We start from the raw sequence: 19,774 nt of genomic DNA, 5'->3' as shown, positions 1-19,774 counted from the left end.
GGCGGGGCCCGGCGACGTCTCAAGGTTCGTCCGACAGTCATGGCCGCCGAATCTGTCTAACGACTTAAGTCGCCGGTCTAGGGCGTCGATTGGTCGGATCAGCGATCGGCCCCATCCTCCCCCTCGCCCTCCCGAGCGAGTGCGTCCCGCAGCGAGGCACGTGAGGTGATGCCGAGCTTCGGGAAGATCTTGTACAGATGGGCGCCCACGGTCCGCGGGGAGAGGAACAGCTTCGCCCCGATCTCCTTGTTGCTCATGCCCCCGGCCGCCAGCTCGGCGATCTGCCGTTCCTGCGCGGTGAGAGCGGCGACTCCACCGCCGGACTTGCGGACGGGCAGGCCCGCGGCCCGCAGCTCCAGCTTCGCGCGCTGCTCCCACGCCGAGGCGCCGAGGCGCTCGAATATGTCGGCCGCGCGCGTGAAGGCCTCGCGGGACGCCTTCGGCCGGCGTGCGCGGCGCAGCCACATACCGTAGGCCAGCTGGATGCGCGCCAGATCGAAGGGGAAGGAGGGCCCGGCAGGGTGGGCGACGGCCCGTGCGAACAGCTCCTCGGCCTCGGTGTCGTCCCCGGTCATGGCCAGGGCAGCGGTGGTGAGCAGACCGAGCCGTGGCGAGATGGCGGACAGGTGTGCGTCGCGGGCCGCGAGGGCGTGGCTCCGGGCCTGGTCGCTCCGTCCTGTGTGCAGCGCGGCCTCGACCAGGTCGAGCAGAGTGCGCGTCGCCTGCTGGGAGTACGGCGTGAACTGGCCTGGCACCGTGATGCCGGAGGCATAGATGTAGGCCGCCTCGTAGTCACCCGCGCTCAGGGCGGTCAGTGCCCCGATCGACTCGGCGTACTGGGTCAGGAATCCGACGCCACGCGGTCGGGCCCAGGCATCGATCGCCGACTGCAGCTCCCGGGCCCGCTCGAGTTGGCCCCGGCAGGCGGCCACGAGACCGAGGAACGCGCGGAACTGGTGGGCGAACAGCTCGTAGCCGTGGGAGGTGGTCAGCTCCAACCCACGCCGGCCGCTGGCCTCGGCCTCGTCCCAGGCGCCTGAGTTGATCTGGTCGAGCATGACCAGGTGCAGCATGGTCATGACGTTGGTGACCGCGCCGGCGTCCTTCTCCCGTTCGACCATGCGCTGGAGGTAGGGGCGGAAGTCGCCCAGCGCGTCCACGTAGAAGGCCGACACCGCCAGCCGCATCACGTCCCACGGTTCGCCGCCCGCCATGCGCGCGAACGCCTCGTCCAGGCGCTCGCGCACGGTGGTGCCCCGGCGGACCACGTCACCCCAGGAATCCCGGTAGACCAGCGTGAGCGGGTCCGCGGCGTCCCCCATGGAGTCGATGGCGGCGTCGGTACGCGACCAGACGGCCGGATCGGCGGAGAACTGGCTGATGGCAAGGAGCACGTTGAGCAGCCGCGTGACGGTCTCGGCGTCCGCCCCGGAGCGCCGGGCCTCCTCGACGGCCGACACCACGCGCCGGTGGGTCGACCGCACGTCTCCGTCCTTGTACAGGGCGACGTAGGCCGAGGTGATCACCGCCCCGATGTTCTCGGACTCCCCGGACACCTGCCCGGACTCGTCGACCAGGCGCTCCGCCTGGTCGAGCAGGGCAGACTGGCCGGCGATGAACGCCGCGTCGCCCAGGCGCCGGGACCGGTCGGCCGCGGTCACGCTCAGTTCCGCGGCACGCGTCAGCCACGCGACGGCCGTCGCCGCACCACCCCTGCGCGTCGCCGAGTGCGCGGCACGCTCCAAAACGTCCGCCACCTCCGTTTCCGGGTCGATGGTGGCGGCCGCGAGATGTACGGCACGCCGTTCGATGTCCCCCCGGTGCAGCTCGGCCAAGGCGGCATGGGCGGCCCGGCGCTCGTTCGGCGTCGCCAGCTGCACGAGGGCGGAGCGGACCAGCGGATGCCGGAAGGTGAAGTCCCCCGTCGACGGGTCGACGGTCAGCAGGCCCTGGGCCATCGCGCCGTCCACCTGCCGCATCCGGTAACGGGCACCAGTGACCCGCCGGGGCACCGAACCCGCCTCGATGCCGTCCAGGGCGCCGCGGACCAGCTCGGCGCGTTCGGCCGGCGCCAGGTCGTGCACCCGGCGGGCGTACATGCGCTCCAGTCGGCGGCTCAGCGGGATGCCCTGCCGGCCCCCCAGGTCCTCGACGAGAGTGCTGGCCACGCCGGGTGTCACGGTCTGCGGGAGCTCCATCAGGGCGAGCGGATTGCCGTCCGCATTGTCCAGCACGATCCTGCGGATCTCGTCGGTCAGCCCCGGGTATCGCTGGTCGAGGAGCCGGCACGAGGCCTCCTCCGTCAGCGGCTCGAGCAGTACTTCGGGCAGACCCGCCGCGTCGAACGCGGACTCCGTGTCCGCGCGCAGCCCCACCAGGACCTTGACGTGGTACCCGGACAACCGTCTTGCCACGAACGCGCACACCTCGGCGCTGGGCCCGTCGAACCAGTGCCCGTCGTCGATCACCAACAGCAGCGGCTCCTCCGAGGCAGCGAGGGCCAGGAGGTCGAGCACGGCGATCCCGAGGGCCATGACCGAGGGGGCGGCCCCGGACGCCTTGCCGAAGACCACGTCCAGCGCGGACCGGTGGTCGTGGTCCAAAGAGGCGTCACGTGGAAGCAGAGGGTGCAGCAGCTGGTGGAGACCGGCGAACGGCAGCCCCGACTCGGTCTCGACGCCCAGCGCCCGTACCACGCGGTAACCGGCCCCGGACGCCCGCTCCGTCACCTCGTCGAGAAGCGCGCTCTTGCCGACGCCGGCCTCTCCGCGCAGAACGAGCGCCCGCCCGTCGGGGGCCTCGGTGAACGCCGCGATCCGCGCCCGCTCCACGTCGCGTCCGATGATCCGGTCCTGCTGCTCGCTCACGCGCCCTCACTTCATCTCCACAGCTACAGCGGCACTTTAAGCCAAGCCGGGAGAAACCGTGCGATCGGCCGTGCAGGCCTGTCAGCCGCAGCAGCGACCGCGCGACGACGCGGTGGAAGCCGTCGCCGCGACCGGGCCGGACGGCGCACCGGGCGTGGCCAGTCGGCCTCGGACGCGGGCCGCCAGCTCGTCCGGCGACAGCGTGTCCGGGTAGTGCGCGAGGTACGTCCCGTCGGGACCCATCAGGTACGTGAACGAGGTGTGCGGCACGTCGTACTCGTCCAGGTCGGAGCCCCGCCGGGCGAAGACGCGGTAGGCGGCCTTGGCGGCCTCGACCTCGGAGGGAGTGCCCGTCAGCCCCGTGTGGTGCGGGTAGGACGACGTGAGGAAGGCCCGCATCACCTCTGGAGTGTCCCGTTCCGGGTCGACGCTGACGTAGAGCGGGCGGATCCGCCGGGCCGCCTGCCCGAGTAGGTCGAGTGCCTCCGTGTTGCGCCGCAGCACGGCCGGGCAGATCTGGCGGCAGTGCGTGAAGCCGAAGAAGACCATGAGGAACTTGCCGCGGAAGTCCTCGTCGGTGACGCGGCGGCCGTGGTGGTCGATGAGCGAGAAGCGGCCCTGCGGCTGGGTGCTGACAGGAGTGGTCATGATGGTGAACGGCTCTCTGGTGAGGGGGGAACTTGGGCGTGTGCGGGAGTCACTCCCAGCGCAGGGCCAGGGTCGTCTCCTGGTGTACGGGCAACGTGACGCGCAGGTCGGCGCCGATCCGGGCGACCGCCGCAGTGTCGGTCTCCCGGCCGTCCTGCCGTAGCGTGAACGGGCGGCCGGGCGGCAGGCCCGCGATGTCCAGCGCGGCGTCGGAGGCGGTGTCGTCGCGCCCGCGCAGGGTCAGGATCAGGGTGCGGCTGTCCCGGTGGTAGCAGGCGCGCAGCACGTCGAGTGATCCCCTCATGCCGACGAGGCGGGGCTCGGCGAAGTGCTCCGCGTCCCACGGCCGGTTGTAGAGCGACCACAGGCCGTCGGGGACATTGAGCCGGGCGTACCCCAGCAGCACGTTGCCTGTCAGCGGATCGACGTAGGTCATGTTCCCCGAGCCGTCGAACGATGTGTCGTGGCGCGGGTAGTACAGACCGCCCCGCTCCCACGTGGGCAGCATGAAGCGGTCGGCGTGGGCGAGCACGCCCGTCAGCCGTTCGTCGCCGACCTCCGACAGCCCGGCCGCGAGATAGCCGAAGGTGGGCTGCTTCCACCGGTGGGAGAGGTCCTCGGTGAGCTGGGCGGCGTCCCCGGCGGCCAGCGCCTTGCGGGCCTGCATGGCGACCGACGGCGAATAGGGGGTGATGGTGCCGTCGGGGCCGCTGCGCAGCGCGCCGCGCAGTTGGCCGGCATAGACCTCTCGGACGACGTCCCGGTTCCATGCGTTCATGACGGACGCGGTCCAGGACGGGTTGCCGATGTCAGGGGAGTCGACGTAGTCGTCCTGCCGGATGCGCCAGAACTTGTGCTGGAGGCCCTGGGCGTCGTACATGCCCTTGCGGTCCCAGGCGGCCCTGTACGAGGTCGTGGCCTCCGTGGCGCGGTCGGTGCCGTCCCGCAGGTCCTGGAAGCGGAACCCCAGCATGGGAAACTGGTTGCACACGATGAACACGCAGTTGGGTTCGCAGGCCACGCCCAGCCATCCGTTCTCCACCATCTGCCAGTAGATGGCCTCACCGAGCGTGCTGCGCCGGTACTCGTAGCGCTCCGGGCCCAGACCTTGAAAGATCGGGTTCCAGTCGAAGGTGAGTGCCCCCGGTTCGTCGTAGCGATCGTCGTCGAACAGCATCGCGTGCAGGCCCACCATCGCGTACAGGTGGCCGCTGTACATGATGTTCTCCTTGACCACCGGGTCCGTCCACGCCTCGCGCAGCGCCTCCAGATCCGGGTCGACCACACGGCCACTGCGACTGGTCTCCCGCCAGTACCCCCAGACGTCGCGGCGCAGCATCTTGGCGACCAGCCGCTCGTAGGCCGGCCGCACGGCCGCCGGGGCGGCCGGGAGATGGTGGTAGTGGGTCAGGGCGAGGGCGTAGGCCATCTGCGCGAGTTGGTACCGGTAGGCGTCAAGCCACTCCTGGCCGGGATCGGCGCCGCCCATCCGGGACCAGTCGCCGTCCGGCAGAAAGGCGAGGTTCTCGAAGTGACGAAGATGGCCGATCTGGATGTCGTCCAGACGCGGCACCGACGAGAGGTCGACTCCCATCCCCGGAGGACCTGTCAGAGTTGCGGTCATGTGCGGCTCCTTCCGTACCGGCGCGGCGGCGCGCCCATGGGGCCATCGTGAGCGCGCGCACCCCGGGGCGGCTTGCGCGTTCCCCACACACTTACGGCCCGAACAGTGTGCGCGGAACGCGCTCCGCGCAGGTCACGCCGTGTGGAGGGAGAGGAGCCGGAGTTCGACGGCGGCGGCGAAACGTGCCTCGGGATCCCCGACGTCCAGACCGGTGAGGGCCTGGATACGGCCCAGTCGATGCCGCAGGGTGTTGGGGTGCACGTGCAGCAGGGCCGCTGCTTCGGCCACGTTGCCGAAGCTGTTCAGGTAGTGCCGCAGGGTCCGGACGAACTGTGTTCCGCGTTCCGCGTCGATCCCGGCCAGACGGGAGACCGGGCCGTCGAGCCCCCCGTGGTGGGCCACGGCCGCCCGCGCGGCGTCCAGGAGCAGGGCCTCGGCCTTGGTCTCGGCGGCCGTCGCGGCGCGGCGTCGCGCGGCCGGAGCCGTGCGGCTCCTCAGCACGTCGATGACCCGATCCCCGTCCCGGCGGGCGAGCGGCACCTCTTCCGCGCTGCGGGCGACGCGGCCGGTACCGGCCAGCAGGACGCCGTCGGGGTCGGTGCGGCCGAGCAGTTCGGTGACGACGCGCAGCAGGTGCTCTTCGGGATCCTCGGCGCCGTCGTGATGCCGCGCTCGGTCGGCCAAGGGCAGCAGACCGTAGACTCCTCCGTCCACTACCGCGGTGACCGCCTGCGAGTGGAGCGATGCCAGGGTGATGCCCAGGCCTGTCCGTACGCGGTTCAGGAACGCGGCATCGCAGGTGACGCCGGAGTCCGGCGCGAGGACGACGACGCCGACGGGGGTGTCGAACAGGCCCAGGCCCGCGGCTGTCGCAGAGTCGGGGAGGACGCCGCGCAGCAGGTTTCCGACGTGTTCGACGCGGGGATCGGTGAGTCCCGTGCGGCGTCGTTGCTCGGCCGCCATGCTCCTGGCGACGGCGTCCCCCGCCGCGCGGAGTTCTCGGCACCGCACCGGGTCGGGCGGGGCGACCCCGTCGAGCCACAGCACCCCCAGATAGCGGTTGCCCGAATGCAGCGGGACACCCAGCTTGGGCGCGTTGCCGAAGTCGGCCAGGGGGGAAATGTGCACCAGCCGACGGTCCCGCCGCAGTCGGCGGGCCAGACCCCTGCTCTCCAGGTAGGCGACATTTCGCTCGGGCAGGCGCCGTGCCACGATGACCGAGTGGCGGGTCTCGTGGGCCCCTTCCTGCTGGCCGGAGAACGCCCTGAGCCGGAAGTCAGGATCGGTCACGATCGCGGGTGCGCCGAGCATCGCCGCCACGGCGTCCACGACGTCCGGGAGCGACTCGGTGGCCGTACCGAACCGGCCTGGGCCCGGCGTGAGCGCCTGACAGGCGGTCGCCAGGCCGACCCAGTCGGTGCCGTCGGTGCCGGCCGCCAGGGACAGCAGGGACACGTTCGCGTGCGCGGCCTCCTGCGCCAGTTCCCGGCGGTGCCGCGACGAGCGCACCGCGTCGCTCCCCACAACGACCGCCGATCCGCCTGCTTCGCCCAACTCCCTTATGACACCGACCAGGTCTTCCTGCCCCAGGCCGGGACAGAGGAGTACTGCTCCCTCCAACAGGTCGGCGGGCGAGTCGTAGAACCGGATGCCGGTGACCGGAGCGGTCCACGCGGTGACGGCGACCGCCTCCACGGCTCCTCGGGGCAACTCGTCCATCAGCGCCGACAGCGTCATCGGTATCGAGTCGAGCTGTTTCACGTCGTCAGCCTCGTGTCATGCCGTGTTCGGTGGTCGTGGTGAGGCGCTGACTTCCCTGGGCGCGTCGCGGGGACGTGTGACGGTGCAGGTCCGCCTGAGGCACGGGTCCGGTGCCCGCGGCGGCACGGTTGCACTCCTCGACCGTCCCGTCGTCTCAGGCGCGGATCCGGTCCGGCGCGCTGGAGCGTCGGACTGGAGACCTGGAGCGACGGACCGGAGATCCGGATCATGTGCTCGGCCACGAGTCCGTCGCCCCGGAGCAGGCAGCGCGGCGCGCGATCAGTACGTGAGGGGGCGCGGCTTGTGCTGGATGCTGACCCAGTGCTGGGTGGTGAACTCCTCCGCCACCCAGTGACCGCCGAACCGGCCGAGACCGGAGGCCTTCTCGCCGCCGAAGGCGATGTTCACGTCGTCGTGCACCGTGGTGTCGTTGATGTGCGTCATCCCCGCCTCGACGCGCAGCGCGAAGTTCAGACCCCGCTCCACGTCCTGGGTGAAGACGCCGCTGGACAGGCCGGCGTCGGTGTCGTTGGCGATGCGCAGCGCGTCCTCCTCGTCCGTGGCCAGGATCAGGGTGGCGACGGGGCCGAACACCTCCTCGGCGGCGGTGGCGACGGTGTTGTCCCCGAGCACGACGTGCGGCGGGAGCACCAGGCCGGTGGGCCCTTGGGCCTCGCCGGACAGCACCAGCCGGCCACCGCCGGCCACCGTACGCTCGATCTTGTCCTTGACCGATCCGAACTGCCGTTGACTGATGATGGGGCCGATCTGCGTCCCCGGGTCCCGGGGGTCGCCGACCCGCAGGGCGCGGGCCTGCCCGACGAAACGCTCGACGAACTCGTCGTATACGGACGCGTCGACGATCACCCGGTTCGTGGCCATGCAGATCTGGCCCTGGTGGTAGTAGCTGCCGAAGACCGCGCATTCCACGGCCCGGTCCAGGTCGGCGTCGTCGAGCACCACCAGCGGGCCGTTGCCGCCCAGTTCGAGGGAGAGACGCTTGATGCCGGCCTTGGTGATGATGCCCTTTCCGACGCGGGTGGAACCGGTGAACGAGATCACGCGGGGCACCTCGTGCGCCACCATGAAGTCACCGACCTCGCTGCCCCGGCCCACCACGACGCTGAGCAGACCCGCAGGCAGCCCGGCCTCCTCGAAGATCTTGGCGAGGATCAGGCCGCCGGTGACGGGGGTGTCCTCGGCCGGCTTGATCACCACAGCATTGCCCAGCGCCAGCGCGGGCGCCACGGAGCGGTTGGTCAGCCACAGCGGCCAGTTCCAGGGACTGATGACCGTCACCACGCCGGCGGGCCTGCGGTAGACGCGGTTCTCCTTGTCCGGAACCATCGAAGCGGTGGTGACCATCACGTCCTCGGTGTAGCCGACGGACGCCGCGGTGATGGCCTGGACGATCCCCACCTCCACGGCGGCGCGGTCGGGCGTGGCACCCGCCTCGCGGACCAGCCAGTCCACGATCTCCGCCTGCCGCTCCCCGATGATGCGCGCCGCGCGCTCGAACACCCCGGCCCTTTGCCCGGGCGCCGTACTGGCCCATGCGCGCTGCGCCTCCTTGGCGGCCCGGTACGCGGCGTCCGCGTCCGAGTGGTCGGCCAGCGGTATCTCCGTGACGGTCTCCCCGGTGTAGGGATCGGCGTCCACCAGGGGCGAGGACGAGCTGCCGGCGCGCCACTCGCCGGCGATCAGCATGCGGTCGAAGCCGGTGTACGGCGAGGGCGGTGTGGGCGCGGTCATGGTGTCTCCTGAGACTGGCGTTGCGGGACGCGGCGTCGAGGTGGGTGCCCGGCTCGGCACGGACGCGTTGCGTCGATGGTGCGCTGCGGGCCGAGGGACGGCATCGGTCATTTGACTACGGTTGCCTCTGCCGGCGGCCGTGCCGGGTCGGGCCCCTTGCGGGAGGCGATGCCGACCGCCGCGAAGGTGAGCAGGGCGCCCAGCACGGTGGGCACGGCCGGGGAGCCGTCACCGGCAGGGGCGACCAGGTCCAGCACGATCGACCCGATGAGCTGCCCGGCGATCGACCCCATGCCCAACAGCAGCACCCCGACCCGGCGCACGAGCAGGGCCGACGCGGCGATGAACACCACGCCGTACAGCCCGCCGAGGTACAGCCGGACATCCGCCGGCAGGGCCCGGGCGGAACCGCCGCCGATGAGGGTCTTGGCGCCCCAGACGGTGGCGAGGAACAGCGATCCGACGCAGAAGTTCAGCCACGTGGCAGCCAGGGGTGAGCCCGCGATGGCGCCGGCGGCGCCGTTCATCGCCTGCTGGAAACCCAGCAGGAAGCCCGCGACCAGCGGGGCCAGCGCCAGCAGGAGCGCGTCCGCGAGGTTCCCCGAGGACAACTGGGGGAAGGCAGCGATCACCGCGGCGGCCAGGATGAGAGCCGCTCCGGCCAGCCGCGCGGCCGACGGGCGGCGCCGCAGCCCGTCCGCGAAGCCGGTGGAGTCCACGATCAGCCCGCTCAGGGTCTGCCCGGCGATCGCCGCGACGGTGAACACCGCCAGCCCCGTGATCAGCGCGGTCGTCGACTGCGCCAGCGCGAGGGAGGAACCGAAGGCACCGGCGACCAGGTACCAGCGTGGCAGCCGCCGGGTCCGCAGGCCCCGGAACAGTCGTCCCAGACTGCGGCGCACGCCGGGGGATGCCGCGGCCACCAGGGTCATGATCAGCCATCCGCTGGTGAAACTGACCGTGGCCGCCGCGAGCCCGTCGTCCACGCGGCTGCTCAGTTCGCTGTTGATCCGGCCCTGCAAGGGAATCAACGTGCCAACCAGGAGGGTGAGGAGCAGAGCGAGGGGTTGGGCCGCCGTCGCGGCGGACGACGCCCCGGCCGCAGGCCGGACACACCGGTGGGCGCCGGCCGTGTGCTGTTCCGCGCTCATGCCGCGGTCCGCTCCTGCTGCCGGGCCACCAGCCAGTCGCGGGACTGCTCGGCCACCGCGCGGACGGCGTGCATGTCCACGCCTACGAGGTGACCGTCCCACTTCCTGACGTCACCGCCAACGAACACGGCCGACACATTGCCGGGGTGCGCGTAGGCGACGACGGTGGCGACCGGGTCGGTGGCCGGGAGGGTATTCGGTACGGTGGTGTCGATCAGGATGATGTCGGCTTCTTTGCCGGCCTCGATTGAGCCGACGCGGTCGATGAGGCCGGCGTTCTCCGCGCCGCGCAGGGTGGCGAACTCGATGGCGTCGTGCGCGGAGATCGGTTCGGGGACGTCCTGCTCGGCGGCGTTGCGGCGCTGGTGGACGCGGCCGCGCTGGAGGTGGGTGAGGACGCTCATCTCGCTGAACATGTCGACGCCGTAGCTCAGCTCGTTGTCCATGCTCAGCCCCGGCCGGACACCGACGGACAGGGCCTCGTCGATGGCCGGGAAGGACGGGCCGAGTCCGAAGAGGGTGTCGGAGCGGGGGCAGATGTTCACCTTCACCCCGGTGTCGGCGATGATCTGCCACTCCTCGTGGCTCAGGCCCAGGCAGTGGTTGAAGGTGTGGGTGTCGGTGACCAGCCCCTGCCGGTGCAGGTCCAGGAGGTTGTCGACCCAGTCGGAGCCGATCTCGGAGGAGACCCACAAACCTCGCTCATGGGCGAACCGCCACGTCTCAGCGTCCGCGGTGGTGTCCATCATGCGCAGGGTGACGAGCTGGTCCGTGGAGGTGAAGTACTCCTCCTGCAGCCGGTCGAGGTCGGTCGGCCACTGCTCCTCCCACTCCCCGAACCGGGGCGCCGCAGCGGCGTGGACGGCGCGGATGCCCGAGTCGAAAAGGGCCTCCACGGCCGCCGACGAGTGGTCGCGGCTGCGCGAGTTGTGCGAGTTGTCGACGATCGTGGTGACGCCGGCGTACAGACTGACCAGGGACGTCACCAGGTTGCCGATGTAGGTGTCGTGCGGCCGGTAGAGCGTGCCGAGGGACTTGTGCGCCACCTCCAGGTACTGGTCGAAGTCGGCGTCCGGCGACATCCCGCGCAGCTGGCCTTCCCAGGCGTGCAGGTGGGAATCGACGAAGCCGGGCATGAGGATGTGCTCGGAGGCGTCGATCACCACGCCGTTGGTCGCGTCGACACCGGCTCCGGCACCCGGCCCGATCTCAGCGATACGGGAGCCGACGACCAGGACGTTGCCGCGGAGCACCCGGTGGTCGGCGGTGCCCGTGATGATCGTGGCGTCCTTGAAGAGGATCTTCCGCTCGGGATTCGCCTCGTCCTTCACGAGCCGGTCCAGTGCGTCGGCGTTCTTCGCCGCTCGGGCACGGAATTCCACGGCGGCACCGCTGTGCGCGAACGCGGAACGGAGCGGGGACGGGGTCTGGGTGTGCTTACCGGGGTTCTGATTGCTCATGTTTCCAGCTTGCGGTACGCGAACCAGCGGAAAAGGCCCGCAGAATAACCATGGTGATGGTAGGAGTACCGCACCCAGTCGGCGCGGTCCGCCACTCTGGGAATAGGGACGCCCCCAGTCGTAGTTGCACGCTCCGATCACACCGACCGACAGAGCGAGGTTCCGCGGTGGCTTCCGTCACGCCCCTGGGAGAGTTCCTCCGGTCCCGACGCCGGGCCGCCCGGCCCCCGGCTCCCGTGTCGACGGGGACGCGGCGCCGTGTCCCTGGGCTGCGTCGGGAGGAGGTCGCGTCCCGCGCCGGCGTGAGCGTTGACTACTATGTGCGTCTCGAACAGGGACGGGAGACCAACCCGTCGACCAAGGTGATCGCCGGTCTGAGCGCAGCGCTTGGTCTCGGCGAGGACGAGACGGCGCACCTGCGCGTGCTCGCGCGTCCTGAGGCGGCCCCGGGGAGCCGTAGGCACCCCGCCTCGGCGAGCGGACTGAAAACCTTGGTGGAACACCAGCTCACCGACCCGGCGATTCTCCTCGACGCGAGCGGGACAGTACGCGCCGGGAACATGGGGGCGCGTCTTCTCTACGGTGAAGACGTCGTCGGCAGGAACATCGTCGCGGAAGTGTTCCTGAGCGACGAAGGCAGGAGTTTCTATCCGGACTGGGGATCTGCTGCCCGGTGTTCTGTCGGTGTTCTGCGCGCCTCCGCGGCGATTTATCCGGAGAATCGTGAAGTGCGGGAAGTGGTAGCGGAACTGAAGTCCCGAAGTTTGGAATTCCGTGACATCTGGCAGCGGTATCCCATTATGCGAAAGGGAAGCGGGAGAAAGCTGATGCATCACCAGGAGCTGGGGCACCTGGACCTGGCCTACGAGGCGCTGGAGTCTCCGGTGGTCCCCGGCCTGCAGGCCGTGGTCTACCGGCCCTGGGAGGGAGGCGAGCGGGGGGACACTCCCTGCGAGGGTTCTGCTCTCACTAGTAATCATCATTACTTCGGGGGGAGTCGGTCACTTCCCACAAGCTGACGACGGTGGTCTCGCGCCGATACCCACATAGCTGAAGACGGCCGCAGGCGGGCAACCCCCATTACTGACAGGGCCGGTTGCGGGCCCATCTGGACCGGTTCCCATCCGGGGTTCACGCCCTCGTCACCCACGCCAGTACGTACGGCGGCGGGAAGAACTGCGGGGTGGGCAGCCGCGGCCACTGGGCTTAGGACGTGCGGCAGTCCGCCGGGTGGACGACCGTGTCGGCGCTGCGGGTGACGGCCGATCACGGGCCGCTGCTCGGCCTGACGGCGAGGACCGGGAGAGATGCGACGACTTCGCGCACTGAGCGAAGTGCCCCGGCCGTTGCAGGCCGGGGCACTGACCAGGCGCCTCCGCGCCTACGGCCTCCGCTACGCGGTGGGTGCGTAGCTACCGCGCTCCAGCTCCTCCACCAGCGAGGTTTGTCCGGGCTGCCAGCCCAGCTCGTCGCGGGCACGGGCACCAGTCGCGCGCTGGTTCAGCAGCAGCGCGTCGGCGAACAGCTCACCGAGGCGGGCGCGGGTCTCCGCGGCGCTCTCCGCGCGGACGGCGCCGGTGCCGGCCGCGCGGGCCGCCGCGGAACCCAGCTCCCGGACGGTGGGGTTGTCACCGTCCGAGGCGATGTAGTACGAGCCGCCACGGCCGCCCTTCAGGGCCCGGACGTACAGGTCGGCCAGGTCCTCCACGTGGACCGTGACCCAGTGCTGAGAGCCGTCGCCCACGAGCCTCAGGGCACCGTCGTCGTCACGGGGCGCACCGGAGATCAGGTTGGGCACGCCACCGCCGTGGCCGTACACCACGCCCGGGACCACGACGACGGGTCGGGCGCCGGCGATCGAGAGAGCCTTCTTCTCGATTTCCTCGCGCCAGGCGACCAGGGTGGGTGCCGCGAAGGCGGAGTCCTCGGTGATGGCGTCGCCGTCGCCGTAGACCCAGATGCCGCTGGTGTGCACGTAGGGCTTGCCGGTGTCGGTGTACACCTTGGCCGCCGCCTCCGCGACGGATGCGTCCACGGCGGCGCTCGTGGCGTCACCCGGGCTGGCGGTGTGTATCGTCCCGTCCACCTGGGCCATCTGCTCGGCGAGCCAGGCCGTGTCGGTGATGTCGGCGTCGAGAGCCGTCGCCCCGGCCGCGGTGACCTTGGCCGCGGACGCCTCGCTGCGCACCAGGGCGGTGACATGGTGTCCGTCGGCGACGAGACGGCGGAGCACCGCCGAACCGATGTAGCCGGTACCGCCCGTCAGAAATACCTGCATGGCGAACTCTCCAGGTTCTAGAGCGCGTTGTTCGTCGCTCACTGACAACCATGGTATGGATTGGATACTGAGTACTTCAAAGTGCGATACTCACCTCATGGAAACCATGCGAAAGAACGTGCTCGACCCGGCCTGCCCTTCGCGTGTCGTCCTCAACCGGATCGGCGACAAGTGGACGTTGCTGATCGTCATCGCGCTGAGCGATGGCGTGCACCGTTTCTCGGAACTGAGGGAGCGCGTCGGCGAGGTGACCCCCAAAGTCCTGACGCAGACCCTGCGGGGCCTGGAACGGGACGGCTTGGTGGACCGCACGGTGTACGCGGTAGTGCCGCCCAAGGTCGAGTACCGGCTCACGGATCTGGGACGGTCCCTGCTGGAGCCCATCGCCGCGGTCAAGGACTGGGCCGAGCGCAACGCCGACGCGATGCTGGAGGCGCGGGAACGCGCGGACGCCGAAGCCTGACCCCGGTCAGTCGGTCTCTCCGAGCCGGGTGCCCTTGGTCTCCTTGACGACCACCGCCACGAAGACGGCGGACAGCACGGCGAAGGCCGCGTAGATGCTGTAACTGGCGGACAGGTTCCACTCCGAAATCGGCGGGAAGGACTCCGTGACGGCCCAGTTGGCGATCCAGTTGAACGCGGTGGCCACGGAGATGGCGGCCGCCCGGATCCGCAGGGGGAACATCTCGCCGACCATCACCCACAGCACCACGCCCCAGGACGCCGCGAAGAAGAAGACGAAGGCGTGCGCGGCGACGAGGGCTACCGTCCCCTGCGTGTCCGGGATGCCGATGTCGTCGCCAGTGCCCGTCTTGTACGAGAAGGCCCACGCGGCGAGCCCCAACGAGACCGCCATGCCGACCGATCCGGCCAGTGCCAGGGGCTTGCGGCCCACCCGGTCGATGAGAAGGACCGCGACGACGGTGCCGACGATGTTGATGATCGACGTGGACAGGCTGATGAGGAGCGAGCTGGACTGCTCGATGCCGACCGACTGCCACAGCACGGACGAGTAGTAGAAGATCACGTTGATGCCGACGAGCTGCTGGAAGACGGCCAGACCGATGCCGGCCCACACCACCGGAAGCAGCCCCGCCCGTCCGCCGAACAGGTCGCGGATCCTCGGCTTGTGGGTGTTGCGCAGCGCCTGCGTGATCTCGGCGATCCGCGTGTCCTCGTCCGCTCCCGGGCCCTCGATGTCCCGGACCGCCGCACCGGCCGCGGCGAGGCGCCCCGCCGAGACCAGATAGTGCGGAGACTCCGGGATACGCGAGGCCAGGACGAAGTAGACCACTGCGGGGACGAACGCCGTCATCAGCATCCACTGCCATGCGTCGAGGGGACCGAGCGCGCCCTCACTGCGACCGCCCGCCCCCTTGGCGATGGCCCAGTTGACGAGCTGCGAGGCCGTGATCCCGAGAACGATGGCCGCTTGCTGGAACGACGCCAGCCGCCCCCGGTACGCGGGCGGAGCCACTTCGGCGATATACGTCGGACCGATCAGCGAGGCGAGACCGATGGCGATGCCGCCCGCGAACCGCCAGGCGCCCAGGTCCCAGGCCGCGAACGGCAACGCCGAACCGAGGGCGCTGACCGTGAACAGGGTGGCGGCGAGCTGCATCACGCGCAGGCGCCCCACACGCTCCGCGAGCCGCCCCGCCACCGATGCGCCGAGCGCCGACCCGAGCAGGGCCACGGCCACGATCGTGCCTGTCTGGCTGGTACCGACGTCGAAGTGGTGCTGGATGCCGGTCACCGCGCCGTTGATGACCGCACTGTCGTAGCCGAACAGGAAACCACCGATCGCGGCCACGGCGGCTATGTAGGTGACCCGGCCGAGCGCGGGCGTGGGCAGGGACGAGGCGGCGGGGCTGGGGGGACGGGTGAGGGTCACGAGAGGGCTCTCCAGAGTAAGGGGGCATGGCGGTGGGGCCTGTCGAACGGGGTCAGCCGTGCGCCCCGGCCGGTGATGACGGCCGGGGAACGCCCGGGCCGCCCACCATCGGCATGCGGGCGGTCATGTTCCACGCGGTCAGCGCGGGTCGCGCGTGCTCGGTGCCCAACCGGCTGACGGCCCCCGTGTCGAGGACGAAGAGCGCCCCGGCGGCGGGCGGCAGGCCCAGCCGACGTGCGGTGAGCACCCGGAGGAAGTGCCCGTGCGCGACCAGCACCACATCACCCGCATCCGGGTCCATCAGCAGCGGTTCCAGGCGCGCCAGGACGCGGTCCGCCCGCAAGCCCACGGCCTCCGGGCTCTCGCCCGCCGGTACGCCCGGCACGGACGGCGTTCCGTCGGTCCACAGGTTCCAGTCGGGCCGGGTGCGGTGAATCTCGGCCGTGGTGATGCCTTCGTAGCCGCCGTAGTTCCATTCGTGCAGCTCGGGCATGGTCTCCGCGCCGACGAGGCCGGCCAGCTCCGCGGTGCGCAGGGCGCGGCTGAGAGGACTGACGAACGCCGCCGCAATCGGGCGTCCGGCCAGTAACGGCGTTACAGCCCGCGCCTGTTCCTCACCGCGAGCGGTGAGCGGAACGTCCGTGAAACTGGTGTGCCGGCGTGAAACGGTCCACGGTGTTTCGCCGTGCCGGACCAGTAGGAGATCTCCCATCGGTGTCTACCTCCTCGCCGACTCGACGGCGTGGCCGCCGAACTGGTTGCGCAGCGCGGCGATCATCTTCATCTGCGGGGAGTCCTCCTGGCGGGAGGCGAACCGGGCGAAGAGAGAGGCGGTGATCGCGGGGAGCGGGACGGCGTTGTCGATGGCCGCCTCGACGGTCCAGCGTCCCTCGCCGGAGTCGGCGGCACAGCCGCGGAGTTTGTCCAGATGCTGGTCCTCGTCGAGGGCGTTGACGGCGAGGTCGAGGAGCCACGAGCGGATGACGGTGCCCTCCTGCCAGGAGCGGAAGACCTCGCGGACGTTGTCCACGGAGTCGACCTTCTCCAGCAGTTCCCAGCCCTCGGCGTAGGCCTGCATCATCGCGTACTCGATGCCGTTGTGGACCATCTTCGCGAAGTGCCCGGCGCCCACCTTGCCCGCGTGCACGTATCCGTAGGGGCCTTCGGGCTTGAGGGCGTCGAAGACCGGCTCGAGGCGGTCGACGTGCTCCTGCTCGCCGCCGACCATGAGGGCGTAGCCGTTCTTCAGGCCCCAGACGCCGCCGGAGACGCCGGCATCGACGAAGCCGATGCCGTGCTCGCCCAGTTCGTCGGCGTGCTTCTCGTCGTCCGTCCAGCGGGAGTTGCCACCGTCGACGACGATATCGCCAGGGGAGAGCAACTCTTTCAGGTCGTCGACGGCGGACTGCGTGGCGGCTCCGGCCGGCACCATCACCCACACAGCGCGTGGTGCTTCCAACTTCTGGACCAGGTCGGCGAGGTCCGCCACGTCGGAGACCCCGGGGTTGGTGTCGTAGCCGATGACGCTGTGGCCGGCGTTGCGCAGGCGCTCGCGCATGTTGCCGCCCATCTTGCCGAGACCGATGAGACCGATCTGCATGTCAGTGCACTTCCTTCAGCTCTCGGTAGGCGGTGACGAGGGCCTTGGTGGAGGGGTCGAGACCGGGGATGTCGGTGCCTTCGGTGAGGGCGGGTTCGACGCGCTTGGCGAGGACCTTGCCGAGTTCGACGCCCCACTGGTCGAAGGAGTCGATGTTCCAGATCGCGCCCTGGACGAACACCTTGTGCTCGTAGAGGGCGACGAGCTGGCCGAGCACCGACGGGGTCAGCTCGCGGGCGAGGATCGTGGTCGTCGGGTGGTCGCCCCGGAACGTCTTGTGTGGCACCAGCTCCTCCGGCACACCCTCAGCGCGTACCTCGTCCGGTGTCTTGCCGAAGGCCAGCGCCTGCGTCTGCGCGAAGAAGTTGGCCATCAGCAGGTCGTGCTGGGCCTTCAGTTCGTCGCTCAGCTCGGCGACCGGTTCGGCGAAGCCGATGAAGTCCGCGGGGATGAGCTTGGTGCCCTGGTGGATGAGCTGGTAGTAGGCGTGCTGCCCGTTGGTGCCGGACGTACCCCACACCACCGGTCCGGTCTGCCACTCCACCGGGTGGCCGTCGCGGTCCACCGACTTGCCGTTGGACTCCATGTCGAGCTGCTGGAGGTAGGCGGTGAACTTCGACAGGTAGTGGCTGTACGGCAGCACCGCGTGCGTCTGCGCGCCGAAGAAGTTGCCGTACCAGACGCCCAGCAGGCCGAGAAGCACCGGGGCGTTGGCCTCGGCCGGGGCGGTGCGGAAGTGCTCGTCGACGATGCGGAAGCCGTCGAGGATCTCCCGGTAGCGGTCCGGGCCGATGGCGATCATCAGGGACAGGCCGATCGCCGAGTCGTACGAGTAGCGTCCGCCGACCCAGTCCCAGAACTCGAACATGTTGGCCGTGTCGATGCCGAACTCGGCGACCTTCTCCGCGTTGGTCGACAGGGCGACGAAGTGCCTGGCGACCGCCTCGTCGGGGCCTTCCAGCCCGGCCAGGAGCCAGGAGCGCGCCGAGGTGGCGTTGGTGATCGTCTCGATCGTGGTGAACGTCTTGGACGCGACGATGAACAGCGTCTCCGCCGCGTCCAGGTCCCGGACCGCCTCGTGCAGGTCGGCGCCGTCCACGTTCGACACGAAGCGGAACGTGAGCGACCGGTCCGAGTAGGCGCGCAGCGCCTCGTAGGCCATGGCCGGGCCGAGATCGGAGCCGCCGATTCCGATGTTGACGATGTTCCGGATGGGACGGCCGGTGTATCCGGTCCACTTGCCGGCGCGGACCCGGTCCGCGAAGTCGGTCATCCGGTCGAGGACGGCGTGCACCTTTGGGACGACGTTCTCCCCGTCGACCTCGATCACCGCGTCACGCGAGGCGCGCAGCGCGGTGTGCAGCACGGCACGGTCCTCGGTGACGTTGATCTTCTCACCGCGGAACATGGCGTCCCGCAGCCCGAATACGTCGGTGGCCGCGGCCAGCTCACGCAGCAGCCGCAGCGTCTTGTCGGTGACGAGGTTCTTGGAGTAGTCGACGTACAGGTCGCCCACGCGCAGCGCGTGGCCGGTGCCGCGGTCCGTGTCGGCGGCGAACAGCTCGCGCAGCCGCACCTGGCCGAGCTCCTCACGGTGCTCGGCCAGCGCGGTCCACTCGGGTCTCTGATGGGGCCGTTGGATGTGTGACATGTCAGTTGGTTCCTCGGGAGCCGTCGCCGTGAAGGGCGATGGCGTACATCTCGTCGGAGTCGAGGCGCCTGAGCTCCTCGGCGATGAGTTCGGAGGTGGGGCGGACCTTCAGCGCGAGGGACCGCGGGGGCTGGCCGGGCAGGCTCAGCGTGGCGAGCGGGCCCTCGGGCCGGTCGATGACGATCTCGCCGCCGGCCGTGCCCAGGCGCACGGCGGTGACCACCGGACCGGCGCTGTCCACCCGGTCGACGGTGACGCCGAGCCGCGCCTCCAGCCAGCGGGCGAGCAGCTCGGCGGCCGGGTTCTCCGCCTCGGCCTCGACGGTCGCCGAGATCACCGGCACCCGCGCCTGGTCCAGGGCGGCGGCCAGCATGGAGCGCCACAGGGTCAGCCGGGTCCAGGCGAGGTCGGTGTCGCCTGGCGCGTACGAGCGGACCCGGGCCTGGAGCGTCGCCATGGGGTCCTCGACCGCGTACAGGTCGGTGATCCGGCGCTGGGCCAGCGCGCCGAGCGGGTCGTTCGCCGGGTCGAGCGGGCCGTTCACCGGCCACCACACGACGACCGGTGCGTCCGGCAGCAGCAGCGGCAGCACGACCGAGTCGGCGTGCTCGGAAACCTCGCCGTACATACGCAGCACCACCGTCTCACCGGTGCCGGCCTCGTAACCCACCCGGACCTCGGCGTCGAGCCGAGGAAGGGTGCGCTCATGGGCCGCCCGGGTGTGCCGCTTGATGACGACCAGGGTGCGCGAGGGGTGCTCGCGGGAGGCGTCACCGGCGGCCTTGAGGGCGTCGTAGGCGTTCTCCTCGTCGGTGACGATGACGAGGGTGAGCACCATGCCCACGGCCGGTGTGCCGATGGCCCGGCGGCCGCGGACCAGGGCGCGATCGATGGCGCCCGCTGTGGTGTTCGTGAGGTCTATCTTCATGGCCGGCGCCAGCTCCGTCCGTCTCGTGCGAGCATCTCGTCCGCCTCGGCCGGCCCCCAGGTCCCGGATGGGTACTGCACGGCCCTGCCGTGCTTGTCCCAGTACTCCTCGATGGGGTCGAGGATCTTCCAGGACAGCTCGACCTCCTCCGTGCGCGGGA

General features: G+C 70.4%; 15 protein-coding genes and 1 pseudogene. 2 read left to right on the top strand and 14 right to left on the bottom strand.

The window, feature by feature from the left end; genetic code table 11:
- Nucleotides 1-98: 98 nt before the first annotated feature.
- From IE318_RS37630 to IE318_RS37600, 7 genes are all read right to left on the bottom strand, one after another.
- Nucleotides 99-2,867, bottom strand: a complete 2,769-nt coding sequence (locus IE318_RS37630; RefSeq protein WP_229904014.1) for a helix-turn-helix transcriptional regulator — start codon at nt 2,865-2,867, stop codon at nt 99-101.
- 81 nt (nt 2,868-2,948) lie between these two features.
- Nucleotides 2,949-3,515: an SCO family protein gene (locus tag IE318_RS37625; protein ID WP_189907416.1), complete on the bottom strand. Its 567-nt coding sequence runs from the start codon at nt 3,513-3,515 to the stop codon at nt 2,949-2,951.
- A 49-nt stretch (nt 3,516-3,564) separates the two neighbouring features.
- Nucleotides 3,565-5,139 carry a linalool dehydratase/isomerase domain-containing protein gene (locus IE318_RS37620; RefSeq protein ID WP_189907415.1) on the bottom strand — a complete coding sequence of 525 codons (1,575 nt, stop codon included), beginning with the start codon at nt 5,137-5,139 and terminating at the stop codon, nt 3,565-3,567.
- Nucleotides 5,140-5,271: 132 nt separating this feature from the next.
- Nucleotides 5,272-6,900, bottom strand: coding sequence for a PucR family transcriptional regulator (locus IE318_RS37615; RefSeq protein WP_189907414.1), 1,629 nt, complete (start codon nt 6,898-6,900; stop codon nt 5,272-5,274).
- Between the two features lie 279 nt (nt 6,901-7,179).
- Complete coding sequence (locus tag IE318_RS37610; protein WP_189907413.1) at nt 7,180-8,652, bottom strand: aldehyde dehydrogenase family protein; 1,473 nt, start codon at nt 8,650-8,652, stop codon at nt 7,180-7,182.
- A gap of 107 nt (nt 8,653-8,759) precedes the next feature.
- Entirely contained in the window at nt 8,760-9,803 is a 1,044-nt protein-coding gene (locus IE318_RS37605; protein ID WP_189907412.1) for a DMT family transporter, read from the bottom strand.
- A complete protein-coding gene (locus tag IE318_RS37600; RefSeq protein WP_189907411.1) occupies nt 9,800-11,263 on the bottom strand; it encodes an amidohydrolase family protein in 1,464 nt (487 codons plus the stop codon). The genes IE318_RS37605 and IE318_RS37600 overlap by 4 nt, the downstream gene beginning before the upstream one ends.
- A gap of 50 nt (nt 11,264-11,313) precedes the next feature.
- On the opposite strand from IE318_RS37600, the gene IE318_RS37595 reads away from it, so the two are divergent.
- On the top strand, nt 11,314-12,282 hold the full coding sequence (locus IE318_RS37595) for a helix-turn-helix domain-containing protein (RefSeq protein WP_308438622.1): 969 nt from the start codon (nt 11,314-11,316) through the stop codon (nt 12,280-12,282).
- A gap of 374 nt (nt 12,283-12,656) precedes the next feature.
- Here the strand turns inward: IE318_RS37595 and IE318_RS37590 are convergent, their stop codons facing one another.
- The gene (locus IE318_RS37590; RefSeq protein ID WP_189907409.1) at nt 12,657-13,541 is read right to left on the bottom strand and encodes an NAD-dependent epimerase/dehydratase family protein; all 885 of its coding nucleotides are present in this window, start codon (nt 13,539-13,541) and stop codon (nt 12,657-12,659) included.
- Between the two features lie 97 nt (nt 13,542-13,638).
- Here IE318_RS37590 and IE318_RS37585 point away from each other — a divergent pair, with 97 nt between their 5' ends.
- On the top strand, nt 13,639-14,004 hold the full coding sequence (locus IE318_RS37585) for a winged helix-turn-helix transcriptional regulator (protein WP_189907408.1): 366 nt from the start codon (nt 13,639-13,641) through the stop codon (nt 14,002-14,004).
- 6 nt (nt 14,005-14,010) lie between these two features.
- On the opposite strand, the gene IE318_RS37580 is transcribed toward IE318_RS37585, so the two are convergent.
- The 6 genes and pseudogenes from IE318_RS37580 to IE318_RS37555 all read right to left on the bottom strand — a co-directional run.
- Nucleotides 14,011-15,435 (bottom strand): sugar porter family MFS transporter, encoded by a 1,425-nt coding sequence (locus tag IE318_RS37580; protein ID WP_189907407.1) that lies wholly within the window; start codon nt 15,433-15,435, stop codon nt 14,011-14,013.
- A 52-nt stretch (nt 15,436-15,487) separates the two neighbouring features.
- Nucleotides 15,488-16,147, bottom strand: coding sequence for a histidine phosphatase family protein (locus IE318_RS37575; RefSeq protein ID WP_189907406.1), 660 nt, complete (start codon nt 16,145-16,147; stop codon nt 15,488-15,490).
- Nucleotides 16,148-16,153: 6 nt separating this feature from the next.
- Nucleotides 16,154-17,035 carry a phosphogluconate dehydrogenase (NAD(+)-dependent, decarboxylating) gene (gene gnd, locus IE318_RS37570; protein ID WP_189907405.1) on the bottom strand — a complete coding sequence of 294 codons (882 nt, stop codon included), beginning with the start codon at nt 17,033-17,035 and terminating at the stop codon, nt 16,154-16,156.
- A gap of 1 nt (nt 17,036) precedes the next feature.
- A complete protein-coding gene (gene pgi / locus IE318_RS37565; RefSeq protein WP_189907404.1) occupies nt 17,037-18,686 on the bottom strand; it encodes a glucose-6-phosphate isomerase in 1,650 nt (549 codons plus the stop codon).
- Nucleotide 18,687: 1 nt separating this feature from the next.
- The gene (opcA, locus tag IE318_RS37560) at nt 18,688-19,614 is read right to left on the bottom strand and encodes a glucose-6-phosphate dehydrogenase assembly protein OpcA (RefSeq protein ID WP_189907403.1); all 927 of its coding nucleotides are present in this window, start codon (nt 19,612-19,614) and stop codon (nt 18,688-18,690) included.
- A pseudogene (locus tag IE318_RS37555) lies at nt 19,611-19,774 on the bottom strand (glucose-6-phosphate dehydrogenase); the annotation flags it as partial. The gene opcA and the pseudogene IE318_RS37555, both read right to left, overlap by 4 nt.

This window comes from Streptomyces spiralis (assembly GCF_014654675.1).
Classification (GTDB): Bacteria; Actinomycetota; Actinomycetes; order Streptomycetales; family Streptomycetaceae; genus Streptomyces; species Streptomyces spiralis.
This window is presented reverse-complemented; position numbering and strand designations above follow the sequence as displayed.